The organism is Lentzea miocenica, from assembly GCF_033949945.1.
In the GTDB taxonomy this organism is placed as follows: Bacteria; Actinomycetota; Actinomycetes; order Mycobacteriales; family Pseudonocardiaceae; genus Lentzea; species Lentzea miocenica.
In genome coordinates this window covers 161,339-187,136 of record NZ_JAXAVW010000020.1, presented here as the reverse complement: position 1 = coordinate 187,136, position 25,798 = coordinate 161,339, and the positions used below count along the sequence as shown (strand labels likewise).

Here is a 25,798-nt window from a genome sequence, read left to right as displayed (position 1 = left end):
GGGTAGTACCCCTCGACCGGCACCTTCGCCTCGTCGTACAGGTGGGGTCCGTCGGTCGGCACGTCGGTGAACCCACCTGAGGTCTTCAGGCCGTTCAACTGACTGCCCGCCAACGCGAACACCACGTGCCCGATCCCCGACCGCGCCAACGCCCCCGCGCACATCCCGCACGGCTCGCAGCTCGTGTACATCGTGGTCCCGGCGGCCGTGTCCGCGTCCAGCGACCGCGCCGCCCACCGGGCCAGCTTCAGCTCGGGGTGGGCCGTGATGTCGTTGTCGGTGAGGCAGGAGTTGCGCTCCTCCGCGAGCACCGCACCGTCCGGCCCGACCAGCAGCGAGCCGAACGGCGGGTTGCCGCCCGCCCGCGCCTCGGCCGCCAGCGCGATCGCCCTGCGCAGATGTCCTTCGTTCACCGGAACTCCTTTCGTACCGCGGTCAGTGCATCCCAGGCGACGTCCGGGTGCCGTGTCTCCTCCGGATCGCCGACGAACGGGTCGAGAACCACGGCGTGCGCCCCGTCCGCCCGCAGTCGTTCCAGGTCCGCGACGATCTGCTCGATCGTGCCCTCGCCCAGCCGCCGGTCCGGGAGCGGCTCGTCGGTCAGCCTGAGCATGATGCGGGGCGCCAGTGCGGGCCGCGGGCGTTCCTCCGCGGCGGCGACCTCTTCCAGCCGTGCCAGGGATTCCTGCCATCCCGCGGGAGTCTGCCGCAACGGGTGCCAGGCGTCGCTGAGCCGGACGGCGCGACGCAACGCACCGTCGCTCTGACCGCCCACCCAGATCGGGATGTGCCCTGCTCGGTAGCCCTCGTCCTGCCACGCCTCGCGGAGCGTCGTGATCAGCTCGTCGGTCAGCTTGCCGCGGCGCTGGAACGGCACCCCGAGCGCATCGAACTCCTGGCGCGCCCAGCCGACCCCGAGCCCGAGCACCAACCGGCCGCCGCTCAGGTCGGCCAGGTTCGCCGCCATCCGCGCGACCAGCAGCGGGTGCCGGTACGGCGCGATCAGCACCGTCGTGCCGAGGGTGATCCGTTCGGTGACACCGGCGAGCCACGACAGCGTGGTGAACGGTTCGTAGAACGGTGCGGGGTACTGCTCCGCCACGTCGGGGGTCACCGCCACGTGGTCGGACATCATGAGCAGGTCGTAGCCCAGGTCCTCCACCGTCCGCGCCCACTCGCGCAGCACGGCCGGGCTGGTGCCAGGGCCGAAGTTCGGGACGTTCACGCCGATCAACACGTGATCAAGACTATGACCCAGGACGGGATCCGCAGAAGAGAATGTTCACGGCATCAGGCGGCCCAGGCCGGGAAATCCACGGTAGCTTCGCGATGTGACCGAGACTGTTGACGCGACCGACTGGGCTATTCTCGCCGAGCTGCAACAGGACGGCAGGGTCCCGCTCACCGAACTCGGCCGCCGGGTCAACCTCAGCGCCTCCGCCACCACCGAACGTGTGAAGCGCCTGGAGAGCGCCGGGATCATCACCGGCTACCGCGCCACCGTCGATCTCGGCAAGGCGGGCTACAGCGTCCTGGCCGTGGTGCGCCTGAAGTATCCGGGCAACCAGCACCAGCCGCTGCACCGGCTGCTCGCCGAGCGCACCGAGGTCCTGGAGTGCCTGCGCACCACCGGCGAGGACTGCTACACGCTCAAGATCGCCGCCACCTCGATGCCGCACCTGGAGAAGGTGGTCGACGAGCTGATGGCGTTCGGCAGCACCACGACCAACATCGTCTACAGCCAGAGCATGGCCTACCGGGGCGTGAGCGCGCCGCCGGGAACCTGATCCCACAACGACTTCAGGCCCAGCGCGATCAGCACCACGCCGCCGGTGCCGCTGATCGCCCGCCACGGGACGCGCCGGAACTGGCGGCTCAGCGACCTCAGCGCGGTGGCCCCGGCGGCGAGCCACGTCGCCGTCAGCGCGATGTGCACGCCCGCGAGGACGAGCAGGTTCGCCGGCGTGAACGTGGTGCTGTCCAAGAACTGCGGCGCCACGGTGAGGTAGACGGCGGCCGCCTTCGGGTTCAGCACGTTCGCCAGAAACGCCGTGCGGGTGCGCAACGTGCTTTCAGGCCCCACTGACACGTCCGGTGAGCGCCTGCGCAGCGAGGCGATGCCCAGTGCGATGAGGTAGAGGGCGCCGGCCAGCTGGAGGGCCCGGTAGAGCTCCGCCGAGCGCATGACCAGCATCGACAGGCCGAGGGCCGCGAGCGCCGCGTGGCTGACGATGCCGAGCGCGGTCCCGCCGACGACTCGTCGCAGGACGGCCCGCTGGGGCGTGAGCACGTGCGTCGCCATCAACGTGAAGCTCGCGCCGGGCGTGACGACGATCGGCACCATCGCGAGCGCGAAACCCGCGACTGCCTCCGGTCGCACGGTGATCAGCCCGCGTAGTGGAAGGTCGTGGTGACGACGCCGTGCTCGAACCGGTGCAGTGCCATGCCCGGCGCGTGCACCTGGTCGGTCAACGGAGACTGATCGGGGTCAAGACGCAGCGCGGAAACGATGCCAGGCGCGATGAGCACCGGCACTCCGGCGAACGACGATGCGGACGGCGTGTGCACGTGTCCACAAAGGATCGCCTCGACGTTGCCGATGCGCTCGACGAGTGTGGCCAGGACTTCGGCGTTGAGCAGGCGCATCGGGTCCACGTAGGTGTGACCGATCCGCACCGGCGGCTGGTGGAACGCGAGCACGGTCCGGCCGGCCTCCGCCGCCAGCGACGCCGCCCGGTCGGCCACCTCGTCGCGCAGTTCGCCGTGGTCCTCCCCCTCCACCGTGACGTCGAGGCCCAGGATGCGCAGGTCACCGACGTCGAGGAACGCCGGCGCCGCCAGCAGGGCCGGGGAGTCGTGGTTCCCCGGCACGGCGAGCCACGGCTCACGCCCCTCCATCACGGCCTGGAACTGCGCGTACTCGTGGCCGGCTCCCGTGTCGGCCACGTCGCCCGTGACCACGATCGCGTCCGGCCGGCGGGAGGGCGGCAGCAGGTCCAGGACGGCGCGCAACCGGTCCGCCCGCTCCGGCGAGCCGTCCAGGTGAGGGTCGCTGAGGTGCAGCAAGGTCGTCATGTGAGCTAGGCTAACGGTAAATTTGGATTAACCGTTAGTGGAGGGTGCCGTGGTCGCGCTGCCGGACGGTTCCGAAGGCGAGACGGCGCTCGCGCTGGTGAGCACGATCGCCCACGACGGCCACGGCGGCGTCGCGGACTTCTTCGCCGACGACGCGGGCGTGAACGCCTGGGTCGCGGCACGGTTTCCGGACCTCACACCACGCTCCCCCGCACAGGCGGAACGGTTGCGCACCTTGCGGTTCGCGGCACGGTCGGCGTTCGCCGCCTCCGTCTCGCCGCATCCGCCGAGCCGTGTCGAACGCAGCCGGCGGATGAGCGACGAGGAGGCCGCGGCGGTGCTGCGGGCGGCGATCAACGCCCTGGAACCTCGCACCACCGTGGTGATCGGCGATCAGGGTGTCCAGCGCGGCCTGGACACCTCAGCGCAGGACCAGACGTTCGTCGAAGGTGCACTGGCGCTCGCCGTCGTCGAGTTCCTCACCGGTCCGCTCGCACCGCGTCTGCGCTCCTGCCAGGCGCCCCGGTGCGTGCGGTACTTCGTTCAGCAGCACGGCCGTCAGCAGTGGTGCAAGGCCTCGTGCGGCAACCGTGCCCGCGTCGCGCGGTTCGCCGACCGGCAGATCAGCCGGTAGACCGGCCCAGCCGCAGCGCCGAGACCAGGAAGAAGATCCCGCCGATCGCGGCGTACCCGGCGAGGTTGGAGAGCGTCGGGTTCGGCGCGGACGCCATCACGATGAACGACGACCCCGCCAGCACGGAGATGCTCCCGCTGAGGATCATCGGCCACTGACCACCCATCCTGCGGCGGCTCACTGCCACGAACAGCTGCACCAGCCCGGAAACGATCGCCCAGGCACCCCACACGCGCAGTACCGCCGGCAGGCCCGACGCTCCCGCGACGGCGAGGCCGACGGCGGCGAGCAGGCTGATCGCGATGTTCACGTACAGCCCGCGAATCGGCCCGGCGGCGCGCGACGACCGGGCGTCCACCACCGCCGCCGCCACGTCGAACAAGGGGTACAGGACCAGCAGGGCGATGCCGAACGGCCCCAGGTCCGAGCCCGTCACGAACAGCAGAACAGCCCAGACGACGGCGAATCCGAACCGGGCGAAGTACAGCCGGCGCAGCGCCGGCGCGGTCTCGGTCCCGGTGGATGAAGCAACGGCGGTCACGGAGGTCCTCTCATCAGGGGTGGCGAGTCCAGTCAAAGAGACCGAACGTTCTACCTCTTCCCAGCGTGAGGGCTCCACGCCAAAACGTCAAGACCGAACGTTCTATCCGCTAGAATCGGCGGCATGGCGCGCACCGAGTCGACCCGTCCGTCCGAGGCGCGGTCCAGGCTGCTCAACACCGCCCTCAAGATCTTCTACGCCGACGGGATCCACTCCGTCGGCATCGACCGCATCGTCGAGGAAGCCCAGGTCACGAGGGCGACCCTGTACCGGCACTTCCTGGGCAAGGAAGAGCTCGTCGTCGCCTACCTGACCGAGGTCGACGCGGCCATGCGCGCGCAGGCGGCCGCGGCGCGCAAGGACTCCCCCGCCGATACCCTGCGAGCGCTCAGCGAGGCCATCGCGCAGGGGATCCGGTCACCCGAGTTCCGTGGCTGCGCCTTCCTCAACGCCGCCGCCGAGTACCCCGACCCCGACCATCCGGTGCACCAGGCCGTCCTGGCCCACCGCGAGTGGTTCCAGCACACCGTCACCGAGCTGTTCGCCCTCATCGAGGAAGAACGCGCCGTGCCAGCCGCCCGGCACTTCGTGATGCTGCGCGACGGAGCGATGGCGTCCGGATGCCTTTCCGACCCGGAACTCGTCTGCGAGACGTTCATCCGCGGCGTCGAAGGACTCGTTCAGGCGTTCATCGCGCAGGAGGAAGGATCCGGTGGATCACCGGGAGAACGCGCGATCTAGGCGGCTGCCAGACTTCCCGATCTTCGAACGGCCACGCGTAGGTCAGGGCGCCGTCACGGACGCAGTCGAGCAGGCCAGGCGCCCCGAGTTCGTCCGCTGACCACTCGTAGAGCTGCCGCAGCCTCGGCACGATCATCCCGAAGTCGACGAGGCGGGCGAACCCGTGTTCCAGGCCGAGGTAGTAGCGCGCGCTGCCGTTCAGCGGGTACTGGTCCGGCAGCACACGGGAGAGCTGCAGGAAGATTCCCGTCATGCCCAGCCTGGGATCGCCGAGCAACGGCGCGAGCGTCCGCAGCCAGCCCAGCGAGATCCGTGGTGCGGCAACCAATGCGTGCGTGTAGAGCACCCGGCACAGGATGACGTTCATGAAGAACCGCTCGGGCTCGTTCTCCGCCTCCGCGAGCTCGCGGTGCTTGAGGTAGGCGGCGACCACGCTCCCGTTGTGCGCGCGGTACCAGGCCGGCGCGGTGGGCCGGAGCGCGAAGGAAAGCCACTGCGCTGCCGTGGGCGACGAGGAAGGTCCGCTCATGCCGCCGCTCAGGCCGACCGCCTCGCAACCGTCGCGCAGGATGCGTTCGTTGACTGCGCGCCACCACGGACTTCCAGGCCGGCGGTGAAACGGCGGTTGCAACACGCCACGCCTCAACTGCCAGCGCATGAACGACATGGCCGCGCGGCGGAACGGCAGGTGGTGGGGCGCCTTGCCGAACGGTCCGGAGTAGCAGCGCTCCATCAACGCGAGCCGGCCGGCGGGATCGTCGCGGACCAGCGCCACCTGCTGCTCGGCCCAGGTCGCGGCCGTGACCTCGGGCATCACGATCCACATGGTCGCACGCGACGAGCGTGCACCCGGAGGACGCACGCTCGTCGCGATGAACTGGTCAGTCCTTCTTGAAAGCGTCCTTGACCTTCTCGACGCCTTCCTTGAGGTGACCCTTCGCCTGGTCGGTCTGGCCCTCGCTCTGCAGGCCCCTGTCGTCGGTCGCGTCGCCGACGCCTTCCTTGACCTTGCCCTTGAGCTGGTCGGCCTTGGCGTCGAGCTTGTCGTCGGTACCCATGTGGTCCTTCCCTCGACCTGAATTTCAGGTGCGACGTCCACACTTGGGTGCCCGCCCAGACGAACCTCAACCGTCCCGGGAGTGTGCGCAACCTCCTCGTTCAGAACGGCCGGTCGCCCGCGATCGCCACGCGTTCGGCCACCCGCCGGTGCGGCGCGTAGTCGTTCACCGCGTAATGCTGCGTGGCCCGGTTGTCCCAGAACGCCACCGTGTTGCGCGTCCAGCGGAACCGCACCTGGTACTCGGGCACGTGCGCCTGCGTGAACAGGTGGTGCAGCAACCGGTCGCTCTCGGCGGGAACTTGTCCTGCCAGCGGGCGAGCAGATCCGGGTCGGAGAAGCGGTCGAAGCCCGGGATGTGGTCGTGCACCGCGCGCAACCCGTCGACGCGGGCCTTCACCTCGTCGGTCAGGTTGTCGTAGGCGGCGGCCATGTCCGCCCACATCGTGTCGCCACCGATCGGCGGCACCTCGACGAGGCGCAGCACCGAGCCCAGCGCCGGTTCGGGCCGGAAGGTGACGTCGACGTGCCAGATGTTCTCGAACGCGGGCATCGACCCGTCGCGCGCGAACCTGGTCACCTCCTCGCTGTCGCCGGCCGGGATGAACGGGTTCGTCTCGAGCTCGCCCCAGTTGCGGGCGAACGCACGCTGCTGGGCGGGCGTGATGTCCTGGTCGCGGAAGAACAACACCTTCCACTCCAGCAACGCGCGGTTGAGCTCTTCCCGCAACCGCGGCGTGAGCGGCTCACCGAGGTGCACGCCGTCGATCTCGGCGCCGATGATCCGCCCCAACGGCCGCACGGTGAACAGCTCGTAGGGCCTGGCCTCGACGCCGTCGGGAAGGCGCCGCAGCACACGGGGTCCCTCCAGGATGCCGCCGGCCGGGGTGCGTGCGTCCCGCAGGCTGACGCGATCGGAGACAGCTGACATGGACCTCATCGTGGCAGTCCTCCGCGATCGACGACACCGCGTCCAGCACGTGGAAGTCAGGCTTGCGCGATGACCTCACCGGTCCGTGCGGCCCGCCGCACACCCCAGTCGTACAGGGCCTGGAGCGCCGGCCCGAGGCTCCTGCCCTCCTCGGTGAGCGAGTACTCGACGTGCGGAGGCACCTCGGTCCGTGACACCAGGCCCGTGTCCTGCAACTCGCGGAGCCGCTGCACGAACATCTTCTCGCTGATGCCGGGCACCTTGCGGCGCAGCTCGCCGTAGTGGTGCGGACCTTCCTTGAGGTGGGCGAGGATGACCGCGCGCCACTTGCCGCCGATGACGTCGAGGGCCAGCTCGACAGGACAGTGGTACATGCGCGCTCCTCACCAAAAGGTGCGTACTTGCCGGGCGTCCGGCGTGCTGCTGGAGTGGTCGTCGTGATCAACGACCAGTCAACACCTTCTCTCTACACCTGGGCCGGTGGCTCGGAGGCGTTGCTACGGCTGACCGAGGCCTTCTACCGGCGGGTCGCGGACGACGAACTGCTCGCACCGGTGTTCGCCGGCATGGATCCCGGCCACGCGCGCTACGTGGCGCTGTGGCTCGGCGAGGTGTTCGGCGGACCCGCCGCCTACACGGCGGAACGGGGCGGCTACGAGTTCATGCTGGCCAAGCACCTCGGCCGGGCCATCACCGAGGAGCAACGCCGTCGCTGGTTGAACCTCGTCATGGACGCTGCGGACGAGGTGTCGCTCCCGGACGATCCGGAGTTCCGCGCCGCGTTCGTGTCCTATTTGGAGTGGGGCACCCGGCTGGCGGTGCAGAACTCCGCGCAGGACGCCAAACCCTTCCACGGGGCGCCGGTGCCGAAGTGGGGCTGGGGCGTGGCGCCGCCGTACCTCAAGGACTGACTGACCCGCGGCCGGCGCCGGGAGTCCGGCGCCGGCCGCGAGCTGTCAGTAGACGCGCACGTTGTAGGCGTTCAACGCCTCGACCACAGGCTGGAAGAAGGTGGTGCCACCGGCGGAACAGTTACCGCTGCCGCCCGACGTGAGGCCGAGCGCGGTGTTGCCCGCGACCAGGGCGCCTCCGCTGTCACCGCCTTCTGCGCACACGGTCGTCCTGATCATCCCGGTCACCGTGGTGCCGTCGCTGTAGTTCACCGTGACGTTGAGGCCGGTCACCTGACCCGTGCGATAGCCGGTCGTGCTGCCGCTGCGCGCCACCGACTGGCCGACGTACGCGTTGGCGGAACCGGAGATGTCGCGAATGGACCCGTTGTAGAGGTTCACCGCGCCCGGCCGCGCGATGCCGCTCGTGTGCCGGATGAGCGCGTAGTCGTTGCCGGGGAAGCTGCTGCCCTCGCGCGTGCCGATCACCTGCCCGCCGCCGGCCGACCACGTGGCGGCGGCGTTGGCGCAGTGCCCCGCCGTCAGGAACCACGCGGTGCTGCTGCCGGGCCGGTTCACGTTGAAGCCGAGCGAACAGCGGTACGGACCACCGTAGATCGCGTCACCACCGGTGATGGTCGTCGTGAACGCGCCGGGAACGTGCTCGAGCCGCGCGGCGTCACCGAGTTCGGCGAGCACCCCGCGCAGCCTGGCCAGCTTCGCGCCGGTCACCGTGCCGTCCGCGGACACGAGGACCTGGTTCGTCCGCGGGTCGATACCCCACGACGTGCCGGGGATGGCCGCCGAGCGGTCCAGCTTCTCGGTCGCGGCCTGCAGCACCGCACCGCTCCGTGCGACGAACCGCGGTGCGGCACCCGCCGCACGGACGGCGCGGGCGGTCTCGGCGTCGGTCACCGCGACCACGAGCTTCCCGGTCGCGGAGTCCCGGTAGGACCCGGCGGTACGGCCCTCCAACCGGTCGGCCACCGAGGTGGCGAGTTCGGTGGTGGCGGCCGCGGCATCGGCGGACGCGGGCGGAGTGAGCAGTCCGGCCAGGAGAAGGGCGACGGACAGAGCGGCGAAACGGGTGTTCATCACGAGCCTCCTTGGTGCAGGGGGAACACGCCTTTCGAAGGCATGCCAAGGAAAATGACTCACCATTCGGTCGCTCATGAGAGCGCGACCACACCGAGTCTACGACCGGTCGCGCGGTCGCAGAAGCCTTCGCGCGCACTGGGAAAACCCTGTCCGGGTAATGACCATTACCGCGCGGGCACACGACAACGGCCTGCCGACGAGATGTCCGGCAGGCCGTTTCTCCTTGGTCAGCGGGAGTCCCGCTTGGCGTAGTCGTCCATGCCCTGCCAGTCGATCATGACGCAGGCCTGGTCGCCGACGGTCCACGCGTCGTGCCCCGGCGCGGCGATCATGATGTCGCCCTCGCCGAACTCGGCCTCCTCGCCGTCGTCCATGACGATCTTCATTCGGCCGGACACGCAGTAACCCTTGTGCGCCACCTGGCAGCTGTCGGTGCCGGCGATGGGCTTCACGTGCTCCGCCCAGTGCCAGCCCGGCTCGAACACGGCCCTGCCGACCGCGCCCGCCTCGGAATTCACCAGATCCAGATGTCCCATGCCCTGTTCGAAGGGCCGGGTCTCCTCGGGCGCGTTGAAACTCTTGACCAGCAGACCAGACATGATCGACCTCCTCGGCCCCTCGGAGTCCAGCGGACCACGCCGATGCCGGCCGCGCTCGCGGCAGAGGACCCCATTCGCAGGGCCGAAATACCGGAACTCGGACGGTCAGCCAACGGACACACGTGGTGACCGATCCACCCCACGCGGCCTCGCGTCAGAGCCAGCCCCGGTCCCGCGCGATGTTCGCCGCGTCCGACCGGTTGCGGGCGCCGAGCTTCGCCATCGCCGTCGACAGGTAGTTGCGGACGGTGCCCTCCGCGAGGTTCAGCCGGGCCGCGATGTCGGCGTTGCTCGCGCCGGTGGTGACCTCGTGCAGCAGTTCGCGTTCGCGGGGCGTGAGCGGGTCGGCGCTGTCCCAGGCGGCCATCGCGAGTTCCGGGGCGACGACGCGTTCACCGGCGTGCACCCGGCGCAGCGCGGAGACCAGGTCCGCGATCGGCGCGTCCTTCAGCAGATACCCCGCCACTCCGGCGTCCATCGCGCGCCGCAGGTAGCCGCTGCGGGCGAACGTCGTGATGATCAGGATTCGGGTGGGATCGCCGCGGCGGGCCAGTTCCTGGGCGACGTCCAGGCCGGTGCGGCCGGGCATCTCGATGTCGGTCAGCAGGACGTCCGGGCGGTGTTCGGCGACGACCGCGAGGGCTTCGTCGCCGTTTCCGGCGGTCGCGACGACGGTGACGTCCGGCTGCAGGTCCAGCAGCTGTGCGAACGCGCCGCGCACCATCGCCTGGTCCTCGGCCAGCACGACCCTGATCACGTGGCCACCCGCAGCGGGACCGCGATGGTGACGGTGGTGCCCGCCGAACCGGTGCGCCGGACCAGACCGCCCAGCGCCGCGATGCGTTCGCGCATGCCCGTCAGGCCGTTGCCCTCCGGCGCGCGGCTGCTGACGCCGTCGTCGGCGATCACCAGGCACAGCTCGCCGCCGCGGGCCTCGATCCCGATGTGGCACGTTGTCGCCTGAGCGTGCCGGGCCACGTTGGTGACGGCCTCGCGCAACGCCAGTGCCAGCTCGTGCTCGGTCGAGCCGACGATCGTCAGGCCTGGGTCGCGCCGCACGACCACCTCCACGCCGAGGCTCGTCAACGCGGTGCGCGCCGCCTCCAGCTCGGTGTCCAGGCTCGCGCTGCGCCAGCCGGTGACGGCGTCACGAACCTCGCCGAGCGCCGCACGGGCCGTGCGTTCGATCTCCGCCGCTTCCTCCCGCGCCCGCGCCGGATCCGCGGCGACGAGCTGGGCGCGCAGGATGATCGCGGTCAGCGTGTGGCCGAGCAGGTCGTGCAGGTCGCGGGCGATGCGCTCCCGTTCGGCGAGGGTGGCGAGATGCTCGACCCGCGCCGTGCGGATGCGCAGCTCGGCTGCCTCGCGGTCGCGTTCGGCCCACTCGACCTGCAGGATGCCGATCAGCCACAGGAAGATCAACGACGGCAGCAGGCCCCACAGCCGGTACGGCAGCTCGACCGTCGACACCACGGCGAACAGGAAGATCAGCGCGGTCAGTCCGACGAACCACCGCATCGCCACGCGCCGCGACTCCGACAGGCCCGCGAACGCCCCCGCGTAGACGAAGAGCACCGCCGCACCGGTGTTGAACGGCGTCGCCAGCGCGCCGAGCACCACCGTCGGCACCGTGCAGCACCAGCGGACCAGGTCCGGCCGGTGCCACGCCAGCACGTACATCGGGACGAAGGCGACCACCACGACGGCGACGAGCGCCCAGTCCGCCCAGCCCGTGGCGGGGTCGAACACCGGTGCCCACAACAGGTTCCCGAGGTAGATCAGGTGCAACCAGCGGGAGATCCCAGCGACTTTTTTCATGACCGCGCATGACGATACGACACCGCGGCCAGCCCCGCCGCCACGATCGTCGTGCCGAGCAACACGAGCGCATGCGTGAGCACCGGCCCACCGACCAGCTGCGCGCGCGCCAGCTCCGCCAGGTGATAGGTCGGCAGGAACCGGGCGATGTCGGAGAAGAACGCGGGCATGATCGACAGCGGCATCCACAGCCCGGACACGACGGCGGACGGGATGAGGATCGCGTTGAGCACGGCGGCAGCGGCGCCGGACCCGACCTGGAAGCCGATCGCCAGGCTCAGCAACGCGAACGGGAACGCGCCCACCACGAGCACGACGAGCATCCGCAGCAGCGCGGGCACCGGCGCGTCGAGCGACCCGGTGATCGCCGCGGTCGCCATCATCGCCAGCAACACCCCCGCCGCGTAGGGCAGCGCGGCCACCACCTTGGCCGCCAGCGTCACACCGATCGGCACCGCGGACACCCGCTTCGCCCGCAGCCACCCGCGTTCCCGATCCGCCGCGACGCCGATGCCGGGGTTCATCAACACCACCGAGATCACGCCGAACGCGCCGAACGTGGCGACCATCGTGGTCCCCGCCGACACCCCTCCGCTGCTGAACTTCCCGAACAGGGACACGAAGAGCGCGAAGAACGCCACCGGCATCACGATGGAGAAGAACAGCGCGGCCGGCTCGCGGACGACAGCCCTCAGCTCGTCCGTCAGCTCGACACCGAAAACGTTCGCGTTCACGCCGCACCCCTCTCGATCAGTCCCGCCACTGCCTCTTCCAGCCCGGCACCCTCGACCCGGAGATCGGTCAGGCCGGGATCCTCCGCGAGCAGCACCCGCAGCAACGCTTCCGGCGTGCGCGTGCCCAGATGCACGTGGTCGCCGTCGTCGCGCACCCACGCCACATCAGGGATTTCTTCAAGCCGCGCACGAACCAACGCCGTCCGCACGGTCACCGTGCGATCGGGCAACCGCGCCACCAGCTCGTCCGGCGTCCCACCAGCAATCACCCTCCCCCGGTCCAGCACGACCACGCGGTCGGCGACGGCGGACGACTCCTCGATCAGGTGCGTGGTGAGCAGCACGCCGGTGCCGCGCTCCCGCCGTTCCGCGAGGATCTGCCAGAACCTCTTGCGGGCAGGCACGTCCAGGCCCGCGGTCGGTTCGTCCAGCACGAGCAACCGCGGTTCGGCGACCAGCGCCATGGCCAGCTGCAGCCGTTGCTTCTGGCCGCCGGAGAGCTTCGCCGCGCGCCGGCCGGCCAGGTCGGTCAGGTCGAGTTCGGCCATGACCGGCCCGGCCGCCGACCGCGCCAGGCCCGCGCGCACGGCGGCACCGGTGACCAGTTCGCCCACCTTCAGCGTGTTCGGGAACCCGAGCGACTGCTGCACCACGCCGAGATGCCGCCGGGTCGACGCGATCCGCGGATCACCGCCGCGGACCCGAACCCGGCCCTCCTTGGCGGCGAGCAGGCCGACCACCAGGTTCACCAGCGTCGTCTTGCCCGCGCCGTTGGGGCCGAGCAACGCCACGCACTCCCCCACGCCGACGTCGAGATCGACACCGGCCAATGCCTGCGTGGCGCCGTAGTCGTAGCGCGCCCCACGTACTTCGAGGACCGTCTCCATGGTGCTGAGCCTGGTCGGCGGAAGCTGTCACCAGTAGTGAGGTGACGTCACCTCGTCGAGATGACAAATGTCAGCCCGGTGCGGCGGCCCTCCGCGAGCCGTGCCGGACCTCCGCTGCAGTCTGCCCGCGTCGAGTACCCCGGAGTGTGACAGCCAGAGTCGGCCCAGCATCATTGCCGTCAACAGGTTCCACTTCGGCATCGAATGCAAGTTCACCTGAACGCCGCTGAAGTGCCTATGCGGGAACCTGATCCGCGCTCATTCGGCTTCGTTATGGGCACTCGCGTCGAAGGCATGCCATGGGCAGTTTCGTGCCGAGCACTACCTCGATGACCGAATGCTCCCCGACACTCACCGAGTTGGTCCTGACGAGAAGATCCGGACTAGGGGTGGCGATCACTTGGCAGCGGGAGACGAACCACTGCACTTCCGGGTTCTGGGCACGTTCGAGCTCACTCGGGGCAATCGAAGATGCACACCGACCGCACCGAAACAACGGGCATTGCTCGCATTGCTCGCCTTGCACGCCAACGAGTTCGTGCCGACGCACCGCATCGTTGACCAGTTGTGGAGCCGTGGTGCTCCCCGTTCCGCCATCGCCGCACTGCACGGATATGTGACCGCGGTGCGGCGAGTGCTCACCCCTGGCTGGATCAGCGCGAGGAATTCGCATCCCGTTCTCAACACCCGGCCGTCCGGTTACGTGCTCTGCCTCGAACCACACCAGCTGGACCTCACCAGATTCCGCGAACTGGCGAAACAAGGGCAGGCCGACATCGCGGCCGGCGACTGCGTGCGGGCACGGGAGAAGCTCGACGCGGCACTTGGCCTGTGGCGCGGTTCCCCACTCGCGGACCTGCGCGAGACCGGAATGTTCGACCACGACGTCACGCGACTCGAGAAGGAATATCTGGAGTTGTTGCGCAACCGGTTCGACGTGCTGCTCTGCCACGGCGACGGTCATCTCGCGGTGGGCGATCTCGAGGAGCTGTGCACGACCTATCCGCTGCGGGAACGGTTCCACGAGCAGCTGATGCTCGCGCTGTGCCAGGCCGAACGCCGCGCCGATGCGTTGACGGCCTACGCCAGGGCGTACCGGGTGTTGTCGAGCGACGCCGGCATCGAGCCGGGGCCACGGCTGCGGGCCATGCACCAGGTCATCCTCAGCGGGGACGATCCGTTCGACCGCGGGCACCGGCACGACCGCGGCCTCGCCGGGCTACGGCTGGCGCACGCCGTTTCGCCGTAGCCGCCAGTCGAACTGTCGCCGGTAGCAGACCAGCGGCTCGGCCTCGGCCACCTCGGTGCGGGCGACCTCGCCGATCAGCACGGTGTGGTCGCCGTGGTCGAACACCGCAGATGTGTTGCACCGCAAGTAGATCGGCGCGTCAAACAGCCGCGGCACCTCCCCGTCCCACTCCCACCCGACGTCGGCGAACTTGTCCGCGCCACGGCTCGCGAACGTTCGTGCGGTTCGTTCCTCGCCACGACCGAGCACGTGCACGCCGAACTCCACGCAGCGCGCCAACGAGTCGCGGCATCGTGACGCGTGGTCGACGACCACCAGCGCCGACGGCGGATCCACGCTGTACGAGCAGATCGACGAGACGAGCAACCCGCACGGCTGCCCCGTCGGCTGGCGCGTGGTGACCACGGCCAGGCCGGAGACCAGCCTGCTCATGGCCTCGGTGAACGTGGCCACCGGCAGTCCGGAGGCCACGTTCTCCGTTGCGGTCACGGCGATCCTCCTACCTGGCCGTCGCGACGGCGCAGAGTTCCCTGCGCTCCCGCGCGTCCTCGTCGTCGGTGACGGCGAGCACCGCGTCGTAGTCGACGATCGCCGCGTCCAGCTCCCCGGACTCCTCGTAGGCGACCGCGCGGTTGAACCGGGCCTCCGGGTTGTCGTCGAGCGTGATGGCCGTGCTGAGGTAGCTGATCGCGTCGGTGAGCTCGCCGGACGCCACCGCGATCGTGCCGCGGATCGCCCAGGCCTCTGCCAGCCGCTCGTTGCGTCGCACCGCCTCGGCCAGCGCCTCCGACGCCGCCGCGTACTGATCCTGTTCGACGAGCAACTGGCCCTTGAGGCACAACAGGTGGGCGTTGTCCGGTGCCAGTTCGAGAGCGGCGGCGACGTCGCGCCACGCCGACTCGACGTCGCCAAGAGCGAGCAGGAGGCCGGCGCGGTTGATCCTGGCGTCGACGTGCCGCGGATCCAGTTCGATGACGTACCCGAAGTCCGCCAGGGCACCCTCGGTGTCGCCGAGCGCGAGCCGTGCGTCACCGATGTTGTAGTACGCCTCCGGGAACGGCGGTGAGAGGCGCAGTGCCTCGCGGTAGGCGGCGATCGCTTCCTCGTCGCGGCCCAGCCTGCGCAGGATGTTGCCGACGTTGAAGTGGTGCTCCGGGAAGTTCGGATCCCGTTCGAGGACGTAGGAGTAGTCGGCGAGCGCGTCGTCCAGCCGGCCCATCCCGCCGTAGACCTGGGCCCGGTTGTACCGCAGCACCAGGCGATGCAGCTCGTGCTCGTGCGGTTCCAGGTCCCGGTCCAGCCTGGCCATGCCCTCGTTGACCAGTGCGAGCGCCACCTCTGGCTTCTTCTCCCGCACCTCCACCAGCGCGAGCCCGTTGCGGGTGAACACGGACTGGAACGCTTCCTTCTTCGGGTCGGTCACCAGTGACGCGAAGGCGATCGCCTGGTTCATCCACGCGCGTGCCCGGACGTAGTCCCGTTGCGTCTCCGGATAGTGCCGCGCGTGCAGCATCGCGGTCGAGTACGCCATCTCCAGGTGCACGGCCGGATCCGTGGACGCGGCACGTCCCTCGACGTAGAGCGCTTCGGCCTCGTCCGCACGCCCGACCGCCGCCAGCACGATCCCGGTCTGCAGCACGAGGTGCCACCACGTGTCGGGGTCGGCCTCCAGGTCGGCGACCGCCCGTCCGCGCAGGCCGTGGTCCGCGGCGGCCTGGTAGAGCCCGGTCTTGTGGCAGTGGTCCAGGGCGGCGCGCAGGGCCGCGGTACCGGCTCCTGAGGGGTCGCTGCCGTGCTCCAGGTGGTACGGAATGGCGCCCAGGTGCAGCGAGAACTCCGTGGAACGCGCGAGCTGCTCGGCTCGGGCGTCGTGCAGTGCGGCCCTGGCGTCGCCGGGCAGGGCCAGGTAGGCGGCGAGCAGGCGCGGGTCGTCGTCCGTGCCGTCACTGTCCACATAGGCCTGTGCCGGGTTGTCGGGCAACGGGTGTTCCGCGGCTGGGGCTTCCACCACCTGCGCGTGCACGGCGATGGTCTCCGCCAGCGACACGTCGATCTCACCGCGCGGGTCCGCCAGCGGCTCCCGGCCGGTGCCGACCACCACCGTGAGACCGGGGATGTCGGTGCGACGCAACAACACCGCGATGAACTCCTGGTCCGACGGGTCGGCCTGGTGCGCGTTCTCGATCACCAGTGTGCGCGGTCCTCCGCCGAGGGCGGCCAGGTAGTCGCGCAGCACCTCGGCCAGGCCGTTGGCGATGTTGCGGGTGTGCAGCCGCGAGTAGTACCGGGTGCGTTCGTTGTCCTGCACGGCCCATTCGAGCGTGTGCCACGGGCTGGGCACCCTCCCTGCCAGCTCCGGCGTGCTCGTGAGGAGCTCGATGTTGTGCCGCTCCCCCAGTTCCGGGCACCGGTCCAGCAGGTCGTCGGCGATCATGCGCAGCAACGACCCCGCCGCGGTGTACGGCCCGCGCAGCCTCCGGTGGGCGTCGACAGTCGCCCAGATCGGCGGCAGCTCCAGTGCGGCGAGCGCGTGCGTCCGGTCGCGTCGCTGGTCGGCGCGGATCCAGTAGCGGCTGTCCATGGTGCGTCCCTTTCCGTGAATCGCTCAGTGGATGACGTGCTGCAGACGACGGTCGCGGCGCTTCTGCACGCGTTCGCGGACCATGAGCCAGCCGAGCACCGCGCATTGCGCGATCGCCACACCGCCGAAGACGATCGAGTCGAGCAACAGGGCCGTCGGCACGCCGTCACCCGTGATCCGGCCGATCACGCCGGTGGCGAACCGGTAGGCGACGGGAGCGCCGGCCAGCACGAACGTCGTCAGGCTCGCCGTGTAGCCGACGACGACGAGCCACGAGTACCAGCGCGCCACCTTGCGGTCCACGGGATGCAGTTCCGACTCGTCCGTCTCGCTGCGGCCGAGCAGTCGCCTGAACCGGTTGCGGACCATCTGGCGGGCGGCCCCGTGCAGGTCGACGCAACCGAGCACCGTGCTCACGAGCACGTAGATGTCCGTGCGCAGGTAGAAGAAGAACTGCCAGACGACCCGGAGCAGTGCGGCGAACGCGACGGCCAGCAGGAAACGCCCCGCACCCGACAACGTGCCGTCCGGGTGGCGCGTCAGGTCGGCGGCGATGGTGCACACGGCGATCCCGATGACGTCGGCCAGCAACCCGGCGACGATCGGCAGGTACCGCTTGCGCCGCGGCACCGCCACGAGACCGTCGAGCGACGTCTCCAGCACGATGAAGTAGAGCCGCCGCCCGACTCTCAGCCGCGACTTGACGCCGAGCCTGCGCCCGGCCAACGCGTGAAAGGACTCGTGCATGAGCAACAGCGGAATGGCGGCGATGAACAGTCCGACCTGAATCACCATGTAATAGTCGGAGAAGAATATGTTGTGATAACTCGGCCTGAGGCCTGAATCGAACACCATGAGGATCAGCGCCCACCCGGCCAGTGCCGCGTAGACGACCCAGGCCAGCGGCGAGAACAGCGCCGCGCCGAGCCGCGTGAAGCGCACCGGGGTGGTCTCCGCGGCGAGTTCGCCGGACCTGCGGATGAGGTCGAGCTCGTCCAGTCCCGCGACGACGTCCTCGATGTCGACGTCCTCGCCGTAGGTCCGCTCGAACCAGTCGGCCGCCTGGCGCGGCGTGTCGCCCGCGACCAGCCTGCGCACGAGTTCGGCGCCCTCACCGGGGAAGATGCCGTACGAGTCGACGTCGGCGCGGCCGATCGTCACCTCGTCGCCGTCCTCCAGGAACACCAGCGGGTGCAGCGGCACCGGCCGGTCCAGATCGAACTCGGTCACAACGCTCCTCCTCCGGCGAGATGCGCTGGGCACGAGGCCCAGCGCACTCACGCCGAGCCTTAGACCGGCTTGGTGTTGTACTGCGAGCAGGCGGCCGCCGTGAGGCGAACCGGGCCCACCTTGCGCACCGTGATCTTCTTCATCTTCGACGTCTTGGTCTTCTCCATGAGAGCACCTCCTCAGGCTGGAATACCGACACGAGCGAGTCTGCCCGTGCTCTCCAAGAAATCTCCAAGAGCGCTCCAAAATGGAATTGTGCGCCGACGAGATGAACAATTCCCCGATTGGTTAGGGTGGCGGCATGGCTGAGCTGCTGACCATCGACGACGTCCGGGCCGCGGCCGAGGTGATCGACGGACGGGTGCTGCGCACGCCGACGTTGCCCTCGCCGGGGCTGTCCGCGCTGCTCGGCGTCCCGACGACGGTGAAGCTGGAACTGTTGCAGCGCAGCGGATCCTTCAAGACGCGCGGTGCCTTCGCGAAGATCCTCTCCCTGTCCGGCGAGGCACGGGCGGCGGGCGTGGTCGGGGTCAGCGGCGGCAACCACGGCATCGCGCTGGCCAACGCCGCCCAGGAACTGGGCGTGGCCGCCACCGTCGTGATGCCCTCCTCCGCACCCGCCCGGTCGGTGGACATGGCACGCGCTTCCGGTGCGGACGTACGGCTCACCAATGACCTGCCGTCAGCGTTCGCGCTGCTGAACGACCTGGTGGCGGCGGGCGCGACCCTCGTGCACCCCTACGACGACCCGACCGTGGTCGCCGGCCAGGGCACCGTGGGCCTGGAGTTCGCCACCGACGCCCCGCATCTCACCGACGTGCTGGTGAGCATCGGCGGCGGAGGGTTCATCGCGGGCGTCGCGACGGCGTTCCACGCGCTCGTGCCCGGCGTCCGCGTGTGGGGCGTCGAGGTCGAGGGCGCCGACGCGATGCACCAGGCCCTGGCCGCCGGCGGACCCGTGGAGATCACGCCGACGTCGATCGTCTCGACTCTCTCGGCACCTCACGTTTCGCAGCTGACCTACGACCACGCCGTCGCACTGCTGGAGGACGTCCTGGTGGTGTCCGATGCGGAGGCCGTGCAGGGCTCGATCACGTTGGCGGAGAAGCAGAAGGTGTGGGCCGAGCCCGCCGCGGGCTGTCTCGTGGCGGCGGCGCGCACGGTGCTCGAACAGACCGGGCCCGACGTGCGGCTCGGGATCGTGGTGTGCGGCGGCAACGCGACGGTCGCCGACGTCGTGCGGTGGTCCAACGGCTGAGCCGGGAATTCTTGCGGCAGGCCATACCTGAACCACTGTCGCCAGGCTTGCCTGTACAGCGGCGACGGTCACGGCGGAAGGTGTTCGTGCCCGATCCGCCGCCCGGCCACGCTTTCGCGGCACCGGACGCACTGGAGGTTGAAGTGACATGGCTCCCCCACCGCGCAAGGTAGCGCTCGCGACCCTCACCGGCGCGACGCTGGAGTGGTACGACTTCTTCCTGTACGGCACCGCCTCCGCGTTGATCTTCAACAAGCAGTTCTTCCCGTCGCTGTCCCCCGCGGCCGGCACGCTCGCGGCGTTCAGCACGTTCGCCGTGGGCTTCGTCGCGCGCCCGCTCGGCGGCCTGGTGTTCGGCCACTTCGGCGACCGCGTGGGCCGCAAGTCGATGCTGGTGGTTTCGCTCGTGCTGATGGGCATCGGCTCCACGCTGATCGGCGCGATCCCGAACTTCGCCGCGATCGGCGTGTGGGCCCCGATCCTGCTGGTGGCGTTGCGCGTCGTGCAGGGCATCGGGCTGGGCGGCGAGAACGCGGGCGCGAACCTGATGGCGATGGAGCACGCGCCGTCCGATCAACGCAACAGGTACGCGGGCTTCCCGCAGATGGGCACGCCCGCCGGTCTGGTGCTGGCGAACACGGTGTTCCTGCTGACCAGCACGGCGATGTCACCCGCGGCGTTCTCCGCGTGGGGCTGGCGGATCCCGTTCCTGCTCAGCGCGGCGCTCGTGGTGGTGGGCCTGGTGATCCGCCTGCGGGTGACCGAGACACCGACCTTCGCGACCGCGGTCGACCGGCACGACATCGTCCGGTTCCCGTTGCGGCGGGCGTTGTCGGTCGGCGCCGGTCGCCTGGTGATCACGCTGCTCGCGATCGTGGCGAACTCGGCGGTCGCCTACCTGTTCATGGTGTTCACCCTGTCCTACGGCACGTCACAACTGGGGCTGGGCAGGCAGTTCCTGGTGCTCGCGGTGACCGGGGCGTCGGTGCTGTGGCTCGCGACCATTCCACTGTGGACAGCGGTCGCCGACCGCCGGGGCAGGCGCACCATGTTCGTCGTGGGCTCGCTCGCGCTGATGACGTGGGGCGCGGCGTTCTTCCCGCTGCTGAACACCGGCGACCCGGCCGTCGTGCTGCTCGCGCTGGCCGGCATGGGCCTGATCATCCCCATCACGCACAGCGTCCAGGGAGCGATCGTCGCCGACACGTTCCCGGCGAACGTCCGCTACTCGGGGTCTTCACTGCTGCTGCAACTCGGCGCCTTGCTCGGTGGCGGACTGGCGCCGCTGATCTCCACGGCCCTGCTCAACGAGACAGGGTCGTCCTCCGGCGTCACCGCCTACATCGTCGCGGTGTGCGGGATCAGCTTGATCGCCTCGCTCGCGCTGTTCCGGCTGCGTCCGGTGGGCGCGGTGCCCGTGGTCGCACTGAGCGCGGCGTCGTGACGCGGCAGCCCAGGGCTGGGTCTCCCGCGTCGCGGTAAGTAGTCTGCGACCGACGATTCATCGGTCACCAGGCGTTGTTCGGCGGTTCTGAGGGTCCGCCGCCGCCCGAGGCCGTGGTCGGGGGCTGGGGGGCTGATGGCTGGGCGGTCGGGTTTCTTGGACGTGACCATCGACTCTCACCGCGTCACCATCGCGGCAGCTCACCGTCGTCCGCGGCGCCGTCGAGGGCTGGAGCGACAAGGCGGGCGACTGGGGCTGGGAACCCGTGGAGATCCCCGCCGGCGCGTCCAGCGGCGTGATCGCGATCGACGCGGGCAGGAGCCACGTGCTGGCGTTGAAGTCGGACGGTTCCGTCCTCGCCTGGGGTGAGGACTGGGGGTATGGGCACCTCGACGTCCCTCCTGAGGCGCTCAGCGGAGTGGTCGCGATCTCCGCCAGCGCGCGCAACAGCGTCGCGTTGAAGTCGGACGGTTCCGTCATCGCGTGGGGTTCGCCGGACACGGGGCTGAACGACGTACCGGCAGCGGCCCGGCAGGGTGTGGTGCCGATCTCCGCCGGAGAGAACCACGGCCTGGCGTTGAAGTCGGACGGCTCCGTCGTGCAATGGGGCTGGAACTACGAGCAGCCGAACGTGGTACCGGCGGAGGCACTGAGCGGCGTCACCACCATCTCGGCCGGCCCGTATCACAGCATGGCCTCGAAGGCCGACGGCACGATCGTCATCTGGACCCAGCACTCCAACACTCCGTGCTGGTTCACGAGGATCGTGCGCAACGCGGTGGCCGTGGCCGGGGGATACCAGTCCTGTCAGGTCTTGCTGAACGACGGCTCGGTGATCTCGGAGAGCTGGCCGGACGGCCTCAACAACGGTCCGTTCCCCGTACCGCCCGCCGCGCAGAGCGGTGTCGTCTCGGTGAGCAGCGGCTACAACCACAACCTCGCGATCAAGGCGGACGGCACCGCGTTCGGCTGGGGGCACAACGCCGACAGCCAGGCCACGGTGCCCGCCAAGTACCGCGACGTCATGGCCGTCGCGCCCGGCAAGGACTTCAGCATCATCCTGCTGGAATGACACCACTCACGAGCGGGCGGTGCGGAGTCCAGCGCAGGTGCACGTTGCGGTCCGGCGCGTCCGCCCGCAGCAGGGACAGGCGCGGGCGGACGGCGTCGGTGCGCGCGGTCGGCGGCTTGCGGCTGCCCGCCCGGTACTGAACGGGCCACTGCACGTCGCGGTAGTCCTGTTCGGCTGCCGCGTGCAGAGTCCAGTGCGGGTCGTACAGGTGGGTGCGGCCGATCGCGCACAGGTCGGCGCGGCCGGCCAGCAGGATGGAGTTGACGTCGTCGTAGGAGGCGATGGCGCCGACGGCGATGACCGCGGTGCCGGTGGCCGCGGCCGCTTCGTGACGGATCCGGTCCGCCAGCGGGGTTTGGTAGGAACGGCCGTACGCCGGACGTTCGTCCGCCGTCACCTGGCCGGAGGAGACGTCGATCGCGTCCGCGCCGTGGGCGATGAAGGCGCGGGCGATCTCCACGGCGTCGTGTTCGGTGTTGCCGCCGTCGGCCCAGTCGGTGGCGGAGATGCGCACGATCATGGGGCGCTCGGCCGGCCACACCGCGCGGACGGCGTCGAACACCTCCAGCGGGTAGCGCAGCCGGTTCTCCAGCGAACCGCCGTAGGAGTCAGTGCGCTGGTTCGAGATCGGTGAGAGGAACGACGACAGCAGGTAGCCGTGCGCGCAGTGCAGTTCGAGGAGATCGAAGCCCGCGTCGGCACCTCGGCGGGCGGCGGCCACGAACTCGGCGGTGATGCGGTCCAGGTCGTCGCGGCCGACTGGGCGCGGGACGGGTGAGCCGGGGCCGTACGGCAGCGGTGACGGACTGATCGTCTCCCAGTTGCCGTCGGGCAGCGGCTCGTCCATGCCCTCCCACATCAGCCGGGTCGAGCCCTTGCGGCCGGAATGGCCGAGCTGGAAACCGATCCGGGCGGTGCTGCGCTCGTGCACGAACGACACGATCCGCGCCCACGAGTCGCGCTGCTCGTCGGTCCACAGACCGGTGCAGCCGGGCGTGATGCGGCCCTCCGGCGAGACGCACACCATCTCCGTCATCACCAGGCCCGGCCCGCCCATGGCCTTGGATCCCAGGTGCACCAGGTGGAAGTCGCCCGGCACGCCGTCGACGGCCGAGTACATGTCCATCGGCGAGACGATCACGCGGTTCTTCAGTTCCAGCTGTCCCAGGCGGAACGGCTGGAACATCGCCGGCGCGGTGGTCTCCAGTCCCTGGGAGGCGGCGAAAGCGGCGTCGACGCGGTCGGCGAAGTCCGAGTCGCGGGTGCGGAGGTTGTCGTAGGTGATGCGGCGGGACCGGGTCAGCAGGTTGAAGCAGAACCGGGTCGCCTCCTGCCCCACGTACATGCCGATGTTCTCGAACCACTCCAGGGACGCCTGGGCGGCTCGTTGCGTGGACTCGACGACAGGGCGCCGTTCGGCCTCGTAGGCCGTCAGCGCGGTCTCGACGTCCCGGTGTTCGTGCAGGCAGGCGGCGAGGGCGAGCGAGTCCTCCATCGCCAGCTTGGTGCCGGAGCCGATCGAGAAGTGCGCGGTGTGCGCGGCGTCGCCGACGAGGACCAGGTTGCCGTCGTGCCAGCGTTCGTTGCGCACGGTGGTGAAGCTGAGCCACTTCGAGTTGTTCGCGAACACCTGGTGCCCGGCCAGTTCCGCGGCGAACAGCTCGCGGATCCGTTCGACGGCACGGTCATCGGAGACACCCGGCGGGAACTCCTCGGCGGTGTCGAAACCGGCGCGGCGCCAGACGTCCTCGTGCATCTCGACGATGAACGTGGAACCGCTGTCGGAGTAGGGATAGCCGTGGACCTGCACGGTGCCCCACTCGGTGTCCTTGATGAAGAACTGGAACGCCTCGAAGACCAGGTCCGTGCCGAGCCACATGTACTTGTTGTGCCGCCGGTCCAAAGTGGTCCGGAAAACGTCCGAAGAGGACTGCCGGACCAGCGAGTTGACGCCGTCCGCGCCGACCACCAGGTCGTGCGACGCGCGCAAGGCACCCACATCCGGAGCGGGCGTCGAGTAGTGCACCACCACGCCCAGATCGCGGCACCGCTGTTGCAGCAGGCCGAGCAGCTCCTTGCGGCTCATCGCGGCGAACCCCTGCCCGCCGACGGTGTGGCTCTCGCCTCCGACGTGGATGTCGATGTCCGTCCACCGGGCGAACCGGCGGGACATGGCGTCGGCGAACTCCGGGTCGGCGTTCTCGATGCCGCCGAGCGTCTCGTCGGAGAACACCACGCCGAACCCGAAGGTGACGTCCGGGGCGTCACGTTCCCAGACGGTGATGTCGTGCGCGGGGTCGAGCTGCTTCATCAACGCGGCGAGGTACAGGCCACCGGGGCCACCGCCGACGATCGCGATCTTCACGCCGGCTCCTCGTCCTCGACGATCTTGCGCAGTGCGAACCGCTGCAGCTTGCCGCTGGCGTTGCGCGGCAACGAGGTGCGGAACCGCACGTCGCGCGGGTACTTGTAGGGCGCGATGGTCCGCTTCACGTGGTCCTGGATCTCCCTGGCCTTCGCCGCGTTCCCCTCCACGCCGTCACGCAGCACCACGAAGGCACACACGATCGAACCGCGTTCCTCGTCGGGCTTGGCGACGACGGCGGATTCCAGCACGTCGGGATGGGTGTCGACGGCCTCCTCGACCTCCGGGCCGCCGATGTTGTACCCGGAGGAGACGATCATGTGGTCGTTGCGGGCGTGGTAGTGGAAGTAGCCGTCCTCGTCGCGGTGGAAGACGTCGCCGGTGACGTTCCAGCCACCCACCACGTAGTCCTTCTGGCGCGCGTCGTCGAGGTAGCGGCAGCCGACCGGGCCGATGACGCCGAGCCGGCCCAGCTCGCCGGGGCCGAGCTCCTCACCGTCGAGACCGAGAACGGTCGCGCGGTAGCCCGGAACCGGCTTTCCGGTGGCGCCGGGCCGGATGTCGTCCCCGGCGGCGGAGATGAAGATGTGCAACAACTCCGTGGCACCGATGCCGTCGATCACCTTCAGCCCCAGCCGGTCGTGCAGCCGTTGCCAGGTCTCCTGCGGAATGTGCTCGCCGGCCGACACCGCGGCCCGCAGGCCCCTGAGCTTCTCTTCGATTCCATCGCGCAGGATCGCCTTGTACGCCGTCGGCGCCGTCGCGAGCACCGTGACTCCGTGCTGCTCCACCAGATCCGCGACCTGTGCGGGGGTGGCGGCCTCGGTCAGCAAAGCGCAGGCACCGGCGCGCAACGGGAACACGACGAGCATGCCCAGGCCGAAGGTGAAGGCGAACGGCGCGGTGCACGCCACGAGGTCGTTCTCGTTCAGCCGCAACACGTGCCGGCCGAAGGTGTTGTCGATGGACAGGATGTCGCGGTGGAAGTGCACGGTGATCTTGGGTGTTCCAGTGCTCCCGGACGTCGGAGCCAGCAGCGCCACGTCGTCGGCCGCGGTGTCGACGGCGGTGAACTCCCCCGACTTCGTCCCAGCACGTGCCGCGAGGTCGTCGTATCCCACGACCTTCAGCGACGACAGGGCCTCGTCCAGGTCCTCGGCGAACCTGTTGTCCACCAACGCGATCGACGGGCGGGTCCGCTCGACGATCGGCGCGAGTTCACGAGCCCGCAAGGCGGCCATCGTCGTCACCACGACACCGCCCGCCTTGAGCACACCGAGCCAGGCGGCCACGGTCCACGGGTTGTTGGGCGAGCGCAGCAGGACCCGTTGTCCTGGCAGGAGATCGAAGTCTTCGGTCAGCACCTGCGCGACCTGGTCGGCGCGGGTCCGCAACTCGCCGTAGGACCAGACCTCCCCGGCCGGCGTCCGCACCGCGGGGCGGTCGGGGCCGAACGTCGCGACCGGCACGTCGATCAGTTCGGTGGCGGCGTTGAGGCGTTCCGGGTAGCTCAGCTCCGGCGTCGTGAACTCGATGGTCGGCCACAGCGCCGATGGAGGGAGGTGGTCGCGAGCGAAGGTGTCCATGGTGAGTC

General features: G+C 69.8%; 27 protein-coding genes and 1 pseudogene. 8 read left to right on the top strand and 20 right to left on the bottom strand.

The window, feature by feature from the left end:
- On the bottom strand, positions 1-413 hold a 413-nt coding region (locus SK803_RS24805; RefSeq protein ID WP_319968478.1), incomplete at its 3' end, for a nucleoside deaminase.
- Positions 410-1,237, bottom strand: coding sequence for an LLM class flavin-dependent oxidoreductase (locus SK803_RS24800; RefSeq protein WP_319968477.1), 828 nt, complete (start codon positions 1,235-1,237; stop codon positions 410-412). The genes SK803_RS24805 and SK803_RS24800, both read right to left, overlap by 4 nt.
- A 94-nt stretch (positions 1,238-1,331) precedes the next feature.
- Here SK803_RS24800 and SK803_RS24795 point away from each other — a divergent pair, with 94 nt between their 5' ends.
- Positions 1,332-1,787, top strand: coding sequence for an Lrp/AsnC family transcriptional regulator (locus SK803_RS24795; RefSeq protein WP_319968476.1), 456 nt, complete (start codon positions 1,332-1,334; stop codon positions 1,785-1,787).
- Here SK803_RS24795 and SK803_RS24790 read toward each other — a convergent pair.
- Both SK803_RS24790 and SK803_RS24785 read right to left on the bottom strand, forming a co-directional pair.
- Positions 1,754-2,380 carry a LysE family translocator gene (locus tag SK803_RS24790; protein ID WP_319968475.1) on the bottom strand — a complete coding sequence of 209 codons (627 nt, stop codon included), beginning with the start codon at positions 2,378-2,380 and terminating at the stop codon, positions 1,754-1,756. The two genes, SK803_RS24795 and SK803_RS24790, sit on opposite strands and share 34 nt — an antisense overlap.
- Before the next feature lie 5 nt (positions 2,381-2,385).
- Complete coding sequence (locus SK803_RS24785) at positions 2,386-3,075, bottom strand: metallophosphoesterase (protein WP_319968474.1); 690 nt, start codon at positions 3,073-3,075, stop codon at positions 2,386-2,388.
- 49 nt (positions 3,076-3,124) lie between these two features.
- Between SK803_RS24785 and SK803_RS24780 the strand changes: the two genes are divergently transcribed.
- Positions 3,125-3,709 (top strand): CGNR zinc finger domain-containing protein, encoded by a 585-nt coding sequence (locus SK803_RS24780; RefSeq protein WP_319968473.1) that lies wholly within the window; start codon positions 3,125-3,127, stop codon positions 3,707-3,709.
- Here SK803_RS24780 and SK803_RS24775 read toward each other — a convergent pair.
- The gene (locus SK803_RS24775) at positions 3,699-4,250 is read right to left on the bottom strand and encodes a hypothetical protein (RefSeq protein ID WP_319968472.1); all 552 of its coding nucleotides are present in this window, start codon (positions 4,248-4,250) and stop codon (positions 3,699-3,701) included. The genes SK803_RS24780 and SK803_RS24775 overlap by 11 nt on opposite strands.
- A 123-nt stretch (positions 4,251-4,373) precedes the next feature.
- Here SK803_RS24775 and SK803_RS24770 point away from each other — a divergent pair, with 123 nt between their 5' ends.
- Positions 4,374-4,991: a TetR/AcrR family transcriptional regulator gene (locus tag SK803_RS24770; protein WP_319968471.1), complete on the top strand. Its 618-nt coding sequence runs from the start codon at positions 4,374-4,376 to the stop codon at positions 4,989-4,991.
- Here the strand turns inward: SK803_RS24770 and SK803_RS24765 are convergent.
- The 4 genes and pseudogenes from SK803_RS24765 to SK803_RS24750 form a co-directional block, all read right to left on the bottom strand.
- On the bottom strand, positions 4,939-5,817 hold the full coding sequence (locus tag SK803_RS24765; protein ID WP_319968470.1) for a hypothetical protein: 879 nt from the start codon (positions 5,815-5,817) through the stop codon (positions 4,939-4,941). The genes SK803_RS24770 and SK803_RS24765 overlap by 53 nt on opposite strands.
- Positions 5,818-5,872: 55 nt before the next feature.
- On the bottom strand, positions 5,873-6,049 hold the full coding sequence (locus SK803_RS24760; protein WP_319968469.1) for a CsbD family protein: 177 nt from the start codon (positions 6,047-6,049) through the stop codon (positions 5,873-5,875).
- A gap of 100 nt (positions 6,050-6,149) precedes the next feature.
- Positions 6,150-6,979: pseudogene (locus SK803_RS24755) on the bottom strand (TauD/TfdA dioxygenase family protein).
- Positions 6,980-7,035: 56 nt separating this feature from the next.
- Positions 7,036-7,353, bottom strand: coding sequence for a winged helix-turn-helix transcriptional regulator (locus SK803_RS24750; protein WP_319968468.1), 318 nt, complete (start codon positions 7,351-7,353; stop codon positions 7,036-7,038).
- Positions 7,354-7,380: 27 nt separating this feature from the next.
- Between SK803_RS24750 and SK803_RS24745 the strand changes: the two genes are divergently transcribed.
- Complete coding sequence (locus SK803_RS24745) at positions 7,381-7,890, top strand: group II truncated hemoglobin (RefSeq protein ID WP_319968467.1); 510 nt, start codon at positions 7,381-7,383, stop codon at positions 7,888-7,890.
- A gap of 45 nt (positions 7,891-7,935) precedes the next feature.
- On the opposite strand, the gene SK803_RS24740 is transcribed toward SK803_RS24745, so the two are convergent.
- The 6 genes from SK803_RS24740 to SK803_RS24715 all read right to left on the bottom strand — a co-directional run bounded on the left by SK803_RS24740 (position 7,936) and on the right by SK803_RS24715 (position 13,005).
- Positions 7,936-8,964, bottom strand: a complete 1,029-nt coding sequence (locus tag SK803_RS24740) for a S1 family peptidase (protein WP_319968466.1) — start codon at positions 8,962-8,964, stop codon at positions 7,936-7,938.
- 230 nt (positions 8,965-9,194) lie between these two features.
- Positions 9,195-9,566 carry a cupin domain-containing protein gene (locus tag SK803_RS24735; RefSeq protein WP_319968465.1) on the bottom strand — a complete coding sequence of 124 codons (372 nt, stop codon included), beginning with the start codon at positions 9,564-9,566 and terminating at the stop codon, positions 9,195-9,197.
- A gap of 154 nt (positions 9,567-9,720) precedes the next feature.
- Positions 9,721-10,323 carry a response regulator transcription factor gene (locus SK803_RS24730; RefSeq protein ID WP_319968464.1) on the bottom strand — a complete coding sequence of 201 codons (603 nt, stop codon included), beginning with the start codon at positions 10,321-10,323 and terminating at the stop codon, positions 9,721-9,723.
- On the bottom strand, positions 10,320-11,384 hold the full coding sequence (locus SK803_RS24725; RefSeq protein WP_319968463.1) for a sensor histidine kinase: 1,065 nt from the start codon (positions 11,382-11,384) through the stop codon (positions 10,320-10,322). The genes SK803_RS24730 and SK803_RS24725 overlap by 4 nt, the downstream gene beginning before the upstream one ends.
- On the bottom strand, positions 11,381-12,118 hold the full coding sequence (locus tag SK803_RS24720; protein ID WP_319968462.1) for an ABC transporter permease: 738 nt from the start codon (positions 12,116-12,118) through the stop codon (positions 11,381-11,383). The genes SK803_RS24725 and SK803_RS24720 overlap by 4 nt, the downstream gene beginning before the upstream one ends.
- Positions 12,115-13,005: an ABC transporter ATP-binding protein gene (locus tag SK803_RS24715; RefSeq protein WP_319968461.1), complete on the bottom strand. Its 891-nt coding sequence runs from the start codon at positions 13,003-13,005 to the stop codon at positions 12,115-12,117. Before SK803_RS24715 ends, SK803_RS24720 begins: the two co-directional genes overlap by 4 nt.
- A gap of 337 nt (positions 13,006-13,342) precedes the next feature.
- On the opposite strand from SK803_RS24715, the gene SK803_RS24710 reads away from it, so the two are divergent.
- A complete protein-coding gene (locus SK803_RS24710) occupies positions 13,343-14,254 on the top strand; it encodes an AfsR/SARP family transcriptional regulator (RefSeq protein ID WP_319968460.1) in 912 nt (303 codons plus the stop codon).
- Here SK803_RS24710 and SK803_RS24705 read toward each other — a convergent pair.
- Genes SK803_RS24705 through SK803_RS24695 form a run of 3 tightly spaced genes read right to left on the bottom strand, consistent with a single transcriptional unit; the run spans position 14,225 to position 18,065 of the window.
- Complete coding sequence (locus tag SK803_RS24705; protein WP_319968459.1) at positions 14,225-14,743, bottom strand: flavin reductase family protein; 519 nt, start codon at positions 14,741-14,743, stop codon at positions 14,225-14,227. The two genes, SK803_RS24710 and SK803_RS24705, sit on opposite strands and share 30 nt — an antisense overlap.
- Before the next feature lie 10 nt (positions 14,744-14,753).
- Positions 14,754-16,835, bottom strand: coding sequence for a tetratricopeptide repeat protein (locus SK803_RS24700; RefSeq protein ID WP_319968458.1), 2,082 nt, complete (start codon positions 16,833-16,835; stop codon positions 14,754-14,756).
- A 24-nt stretch (positions 16,836-16,859) separates the two neighbouring features.
- Complete coding sequence (locus SK803_RS24695; RefSeq protein WP_319968456.1) at positions 16,860-18,065, bottom strand: hypothetical protein; 1,206 nt, start codon at positions 18,063-18,065, stop codon at positions 16,860-16,862.
- Positions 18,066-18,366: 301 nt separating this feature from the next.
- On the opposite strand from SK803_RS24695, the gene SK803_RS24690 reads away from it, so the two are divergent.
- From SK803_RS24690 to SK803_RS24680, 3 genes are all read left to right on the top strand, one after another.
- Positions 18,367-19,323 carry a threonine ammonia-lyase gene (locus SK803_RS24690; RefSeq protein WP_319968455.1) on the top strand — a complete coding sequence of 319 codons (957 nt, stop codon included), beginning with the start codon at positions 18,367-18,369 and terminating at the stop codon, positions 19,321-19,323.
- 148 nt (positions 19,324-19,471) lie between these two features.
- Positions 19,472-20,767 (top strand): MFS transporter, encoded by a 1,296-nt coding sequence (locus SK803_RS24685; RefSeq protein WP_319968454.1) that lies wholly within the window; start codon positions 19,472-19,474, stop codon positions 20,765-20,767.
- 265 nt (positions 20,768-21,032) lie between these two features.
- A complete protein-coding gene (locus SK803_RS24680; protein ID WP_319968453.1) occupies positions 21,033-21,839 on the top strand; it encodes an RCC1 domain-containing protein in 807 nt (268 codons plus the stop codon).
- On the opposite strand, the gene SK803_RS24675 is transcribed toward SK803_RS24680, so the two are convergent.
- Both SK803_RS24675 and SK803_RS24670 read right to left on the bottom strand, forming a co-directional pair.
- Positions 21,823-24,204, bottom strand: a complete 2,382-nt coding sequence (locus tag SK803_RS24675; RefSeq protein WP_319968452.1) for a bifunctional salicylyl-CoA 5-hydroxylase/oxidoreductase — start codon at positions 24,202-24,204, stop codon at positions 21,823-21,825. The genes SK803_RS24680 and SK803_RS24675 overlap by 17 nt on opposite strands.
- Positions 24,201-25,790 (bottom strand): AMP-binding protein, encoded by a 1,590-nt coding sequence (locus SK803_RS24670; protein ID WP_319968451.1) that lies wholly within the window; start codon positions 25,788-25,790, stop codon positions 24,201-24,203. Before SK803_RS24670 ends, SK803_RS24675 begins: the two co-directional genes overlap by 4 nt.
- Between the last annotated feature and the right edge of the window lie 8 nt (positions 25,791-25,798).